Consider the following 5,579-nt stretch of genomic DNA (forward strand, 5'->3'; position numbering starts at 1 on the left):
GCATTCACCAGGGAAGGCATTGCCAGGAATGAAGATCCATCAATGATACGGTCTGCCTTGAAGGAAGGGTCTCCTGTCCCGACAAATACAATATGTTTCCCATCGATACCGATATCACCACGAAGGCTCAAACCTTCCTTGGTCATCGGAATGATGAGTACGTTGGAAATGAGTGTTTTCATGAGGTTATAGTACCATGAAACTACTATACAGTCACCTTGTTGCGCTTGATCTTTTTGGTACTTGTCATGTCCATCGGCTCATTGGTAATAGTGAGCTTGGTAATTTTCTTATACCCTGAAACACGTTGATTGACTTCCTTGATTACCCGCTCAAGATCCTCCTGCACGGAAACAGTATGTTCCTTGTAGTAGTCAGCATTGGGGTAAATCACCGCCTCGATCAACTCGCTGGGTATGTTTTTCTTTTCTTGGTATCCACGGATGAGTATCTGCTCCACCTGGTTGTACAGTTGGAAGAGATCCTCAATCTCCTCAGGATATACATTCTTGCCACCTTCGGTGACAATGATGTTTTTTGCCCTGCCCTTGAGATAGAGGTAGTTTTCCTTGTCGAGGTATCCAAGGTCACCTGTCTTCAGGTAGCCTTCTTCATCAAATAATTCAGCGGTATGGACCGGGTCGTTGTAATAACCTTGGGTGATGTTTGGGCCCTTGACCCGGATTTCTCCCACCCCGTTTTCATCAGGTTCTGCGATTTTCATTTCCACCAAGGGGAATACCATACCAACGGATTCCACCTTGAAGTGGCTGATTGGATTGAGTGTAAGGATTGGACTCGTCTCGGTAAGCCCATAGCCTTGGATGAAATCGAGGCCAAGCTGTTGATATTGCTTGAAGACCTTTGGAGCAAGCGGGCCTGCCCCGCAAATGAGGAAATTATTCCGATCCAGACCAATCTTGCTGAGCAGTAGTTTGTTGAAGGTTTTCCTGAAGGGATTCCAATGCAAGTGTTTCTTGGTGAAACCATTGATCACCATCATTGTATGTACCAAGGTATTGACCAAGAATCCTTTTTTCTTGACCTGCTTCATAATTCCTGCAAGTAGTTTGTTGTATAGAAGCGGTATTCCCATGAAAATAGTGACCTTGCCTTCTCTCAGGTCATTGATCATTTTGCTTACCACAATATCCTGCCCAAAGACACACTCTGCTCCATGTTTGATGGATTCAAGCAGTACTGCTGTACAGCAATAGCTATGGTGCAGTGGAAGGAGTGCATACAATACATCAGTTTCATCCAGACTGAGGAATGTTCCATCACATGCCTGGTAGAGGTCGCTTACAATATTTGCATGTGTGAGCATGGCCCCTTTCTCATTTCCTGTGGTGCCACTGGTAAAGAGGATGGAAGCAATATCATGCTCTGAGCGTGGTATACGCTCATATGTTTTCTTCGCTTGTAGGGTGGTGATGCTTGGAAATGATTCACTCTCCCCCAGAAGCGTTGCGCACCCCTTCAATTCCCCAAACCATTCTTTCTGTACGTCGAGTGCTTCAAGAACATTCTTGTCAGCAAAAATATAGGAGGCCTTCACAAAACTGCTGAGTGTTTCAACACGGTCGGTATTCATCTGGTTGTCCAAGGGAACAACGATTGCCCCTGCATGGAGGGTTGCCAGATAGGCGATAGCCCATGCTGGACTGTTTTTCCCGTTGATGATGATATGATCACCTTTTTCTATACCACATTCCTGCAGATAAGAACTGACTCGAGTGACTTCTTGGAGAATTTCAGAGAATGTAAGGGTTTCCCTGTTGGGTTTGAAAACTGTAAAACCGTTTCGCCCTCCAAACTTCTTTTCTGTGATCAGCAATAAGTCAATGATAGTTGGCCACTGTCCTTCGAACAGCACACCGCGATATTGGTCAAGGTCATCCCAGGAATGTTTCATGATAGGGAAATCTCCAAAAGAAATGCGAATGATAGAAATCTACTAGATGCAGTTTATATGAATCTATCGATTATTCTCACAGAAAGGTCCCTATTTGTCAAGAAAAGCCTAAATTGTTCCAGCAGAAATGATTGGATTCTTAGTCAAAACGTACTATTGGGCAGGAAATAGTCTCTTGTCAGTGTCTAGGAAAGATATATCCTCATAGACAACATCACTCAGTCTTTCCAGCCTTCTCCTGTCATTGCTTCCAGTGAGAACTGCAATGCGATAGCCTGACTGAGCCCGTTTTGCAAAGAGCATATCAGTGAGTGTGTCTCCTACCATTGCAACCTGGGAGGGGTTAATTCCTGCTTGTGTACAGAATGCATTGAAGGCTTCACTGTGGGGTTTCCTGCGATAGTTGCTGTCTCTACTGGCTATGAAATCGACCATTTTTTCCAAACCCATCAAGGAGAGGAACAGATTGGTCGAGGAAGCATTGTCACTGGTAATGACACCAATGTGATACCCCTCTTCTTTCAATCTTCTGAACAAACGTTGTTGGACAGAGAAATCCATCTGCTTGAGTTTTTCGTTAAGCAGAACTTCACTGTGCTTGACACTTCTGTTATACCCTTTAATTGCCTTTATTGCATTTACACGATAACGGATACAATAGAGCAGGAATCTTCTGAGAATTTGGACCCTGCGATGGGTGAACACCAAGCCACGGGGAATGCACTGCCCCTCTTCATCGATGCCCATCAGGCTCAACATTGCCTGTTTGGCAGTCTGCTGGTGCTGCTTTCCCATGGAGTTGAAGGTAAGGGCGATACCCTCCTTGAGGATAGTCTCCCATACCTGGGCGTAGTCAAACAGCGTCCCATCCTTGTCAAAAATGATTCCCTTGAGTTTCTCAACCTTTTGTGCCATGTTGGGGTATCATACGGTACAAACCGACTTTTGTGCTAGGGGGATAGTGGTGGAGAATTGCTCGGATGAAATAGTACAACGGACAGAGCTGTTTGCTTGGCAGGTGGAACAATTGCGATTCAGTGGTGATTTTTACATTTACAATCCATTGCAATATGCTTGGAACATGCATGAAGCATATCTGAGAACCTATCTCTCTCATCCTGTACAGGCACTGATGCTGGGGATGAATCCCGGACCTTTCGGTATGGCACAAAATGGCATCCCTTTTGGGGAGGTGGGTGCAGTGAAGCAGTTTCTCAAGCTTGATGAACCTATTGGGAAACCCTCTATCGAGCATCCATCACGTCCTGTGCTTGGAATGTCTGTGCAACGAAGTGAGGTCAGCGGCAAGCGCTTGTGGGCATTGATGGAAGAGCACTATACAAGCGCTGATAAATTTTCAAAGGAAATGGCCATTGTCAATTACTGTCCGTTGGCCTTCATGGAACGATCTAAATATGCAAAGAATATTACTCCTGACAAACTTCCCAAAGTTGAGAGGATGGCTCTTGAGACAATTTGTGACCGGTATCTCTTGGACCTGATCATGCTGTTGAAGCCTGCCTATCTTATAGGAGTAGGAAAGTATGCACTGAAGAAGTTTCAACAGGTGGTTTCACATGATAGTAGATATATACTAGGTTCCATCATTCACCCCAGTCCAGCCAATCCTCAAGCAAACAGGAATTGGAAAGAGAAAACCCAACAACAACTCATTGACCTTGGTATCTGGAATGATGCATGAGCTTGTATTCTAGATTTGTTTTATATCCTAGGTGAATATGTCACTTTTAGAAATGTAATTCCCGAAAAAAAGGGCTCTAAGCTTACAATTATGAAAAAATCTTACTAGACAATCAACATTGGCTTTGATACTCTGTAGGACATGGATACCATACTTGCGCGTCCTGCTTATGCCAAGGTTAATCTACATCTGGCCGTTGGCCAACCGTTTCAAGATGGGTATCATCCCATCCGTTCCCTGTTTGCCTTGGTGAATCTTGCCGATGATGTATCCATCACGGTAAAGGGGAAGAGCAATTTCAAGGTAGAAGTAACTGGATTGGAAGCGTTTCAACTTGATGGAGAGGATACTTTGACCAAGGCTGCCCGCCTATGGTGTGAGCGAACTCGGCTACCTCTCTCTTTACATATTGATTGCAAGAAACGTATTCCCTCCCAGGCTGGTTTGGGTGGTGGTTCAAGCGATGCTGCTTCTGTGTTGCTTCTGTTGCAGGAATATGCTGGAGAAGCTGCGCTTGACGAGAAATCCCTAGCTGATATCGCGTTGCAAGTTGGAAGTGATGTCCCCTTCTTCCTTTCTTCTCAAAGCTGCGCAATCGTAACTGGTAGGGGAGAAATAATCACACCTATACAGCAGAGGGATCTGGCGTTGTGTTTGGTGATGCCTACCTCCTTTGCTACATCTACGTCATCTGCCTACTCCAGGCTTGACGAGGTTCGTAGCGGTAGTTTGGTCACATTGGGGCCTACAGGTGAGGAGATTGAAGAAGTTTTCAAGAAATCACCTGCGGTATGGAAAAGTTTGTTGTATAATGATTTTCAACAAGGTGTGGAACACCAAGACTTCTATGGCCAACTTGGACAGCTATGCAGTACTAGCCATGGATATTGTGGCCTTACAGGCAGCGGTGCTTGTTGGTTTTTCGTCAGTGATGATACGAAACAAGTACAGGCTGTTTACGATGAGGTACAGATGCGGTTCGGGGCTGGAGTAATGAGCTGGAAAACCGGTTTAGTTATGAAAATAAGATAAAGGTTGTTTGGAGGTTCTTGTGGACATTTCTGAGGTTCGAGTACGAAAAGTCAGTCAAGCAGGTAAATTGAAGGCTTATGTGACCGTAACGTTTGACAATCAATTTGTGGTGCACAATATCAAGATTATAGAGGGCAGGGAAGGAGACTTCATTGCCATGCCGAGCAGGCAGTTGGCCAATGGGGAATTCAAGGATGTAGCCCATCCAATCAGCAGTGACTTCAGAGATCATTTGCAGCAAGTGGTAATGAAAGCATATGACTCTGAGGAAGCACAGGAAGCTCCTCAGGAAACAGAAAAAAAGGAATTATAGCAATCCGCTGGACAAACTTGGGAATATGGTATACTGTCATTTCCGTTGTTGGGAAGTCGCCAAGCGGTTAAGGCTCTGGTTTTTGGTGCCGGCATCGGGGGTTCGAATCCCTCCTTCCCAGTAGTGAGCAGTCCTGTCTTTTGGGCTGCTCATTTTGTTTGTGTGGAGTACTTGTGTTGGCACGCCAAAACATTCTATACTCCCACATTAGTGGTATTCTAAATATCCAAATGTTATGGTAATTGGGCATCATGTAGTTACGATGCGCCAATGAGAGTACAAGGAGTATGTATGTCTGACATCAACAGAAGCTTGAAAGCTAAACCAAGAACCGAAGATTTCGGTAGTGCCGGCGCTCGTCGCCTGCTTCGTGGCGGCCAGATCCCTGCCGTTATCTATGGCAAGAAGGATCCTGTGCACATTGCCCTTGATGCCCGTGAATTCACCAACAAGATGCGTCACTTCTCAGAGACAGCATTGCTGAAGATTGCAGTAGGTCGAAAGCACTATGAAGTATTGTTGAAGGATTATCAGGAAGACCTGATGCGCGGAGAGATCAAGCACGTTGACTTCTATGAGGTTACTCGTGGTCAAGCACTGCGTACCTTGGTTTCCAT

General features: G+C 45.2%; 6 protein-coding genes, 1 tRNA gene and 1 pseudogene. 5 read left to right on the forward strand and 3 right to left on the reverse strand.

The genetic code is table 11. The features are described from left to right. The 3 genes and pseudogenes from JF818_RS11765 to JF818_RS11775 form a co-directional block, all read right to left on the reverse strand. A pseudogene (locus JF818_RS11765) lies at window positions 1-182 on the reverse strand (amidohydrolase); the annotation flags it as partial. 23 nt (window positions 183-205) lie between these two features. After that, on the reverse strand, window positions 206-1,915 hold the full coding sequence (locus JF818_RS11770; protein ID WP_198892196.1) for an AMP-binding protein: 1,710 nt from the start codon (window positions 1,913-1,915) through the stop codon (window positions 206-208). Window positions 1,916-2,068: 153 nt separating this feature from the next. Further along, complete coding sequence (locus JF818_RS11775; protein WP_198892197.1) at window positions 2,069-2,830, reverse strand: HAD family hydrolase; 762 nt, start codon at window positions 2,828-2,830, stop codon at window positions 2,069-2,071. Between the two features lie 166 nt (window positions 2,831-2,996). Here JF818_RS11775 and JF818_RS11780 point away from each other — a divergent pair, with 166 nt between their 5' ends. The 5 genes from JF818_RS11780 to JF818_RS11800 form a co-directional block, all read left to right on the forward strand. Beyond that, window positions 2,997-3,617 carry a uracil-DNA glycosylase family protein gene (locus tag JF818_RS11780; RefSeq protein ID WP_233067521.1) on the forward strand — a complete coding sequence of 207 codons (621 nt, stop codon included), beginning with the start codon at window positions 2,997-2,999 and terminating at the stop codon, window positions 3,615-3,617. 141 nt (window positions 3,618-3,758) lie between these two features. Then, complete coding sequence (gene ispE / locus JF818_RS11785; RefSeq protein WP_198892199.1) at window positions 3,759-4,649, forward strand: 4-(cytidine 5'-diphospho)-2-C-methyl-D-erythritol kinase; 891 nt, start codon at window positions 3,759-3,761, stop codon at window positions 4,647-4,649. A 19-nt stretch (window positions 4,650-4,668) separates the two neighbouring features. Further along, complete coding sequence (gene spoVG / locus JF818_RS11790) at window positions 4,669-4,962, forward strand: septation regulator SpoVG (RefSeq protein WP_198892200.1); 294 nt, start codon at window positions 4,669-4,671, stop codon at window positions 4,960-4,962. A gap of 49 nt (window positions 4,963-5,011) precedes the next feature. Continuing rightward, window positions 5,012-5,083 (forward strand) — tRNA-Gln (locus JF818_RS11795). Between the two features lie 170 nt (window positions 5,084-5,253). Continuing rightward, window positions 5,254-5,579: 50S ribosomal protein L25 (locus JF818_RS11800; RefSeq protein WP_198892201.1), on the forward strand; the 326-nt coding region annotated here is incomplete at its 3' end.

It is taken from the genome of Sphaerochaeta sp. S2 (assembly GCF_016406725.1).
Lineage (GTDB): Bacteria > Spirochaetota > Spirochaetia > Sphaerochaetales > Sphaerochaetaceae > Sphaerochaeta.

Coding starts and splice junctions, on each gene's coding strand:
- JF818_RS11770 (WP_198892196.1), bottom strand. CDS start 1,915: ATGAAACATTCCTGGGATGACCTTGACCAATATCGCGGTGTGCTGTTC.
- JF818_RS11775 (WP_198892197.1), bottom strand. CDS start 2,830: ATGGCACAAAAGGTTGAGAAACTCAAGGGAATCATTTTTGACAAGGAT.
- JF818_RS11780 (WP_233067521.1), top strand. CDS start 2,997: ATGCATGAAGCATATCTGAGAACCTATCTCTCTCATCCTGTACAGGCA.
- ispE (WP_198892199.1), top strand. CDS start 3,759: ATGGATACCATACTTGCGCGTCCTGCTTATGCCAAGGTTAATCTACAT.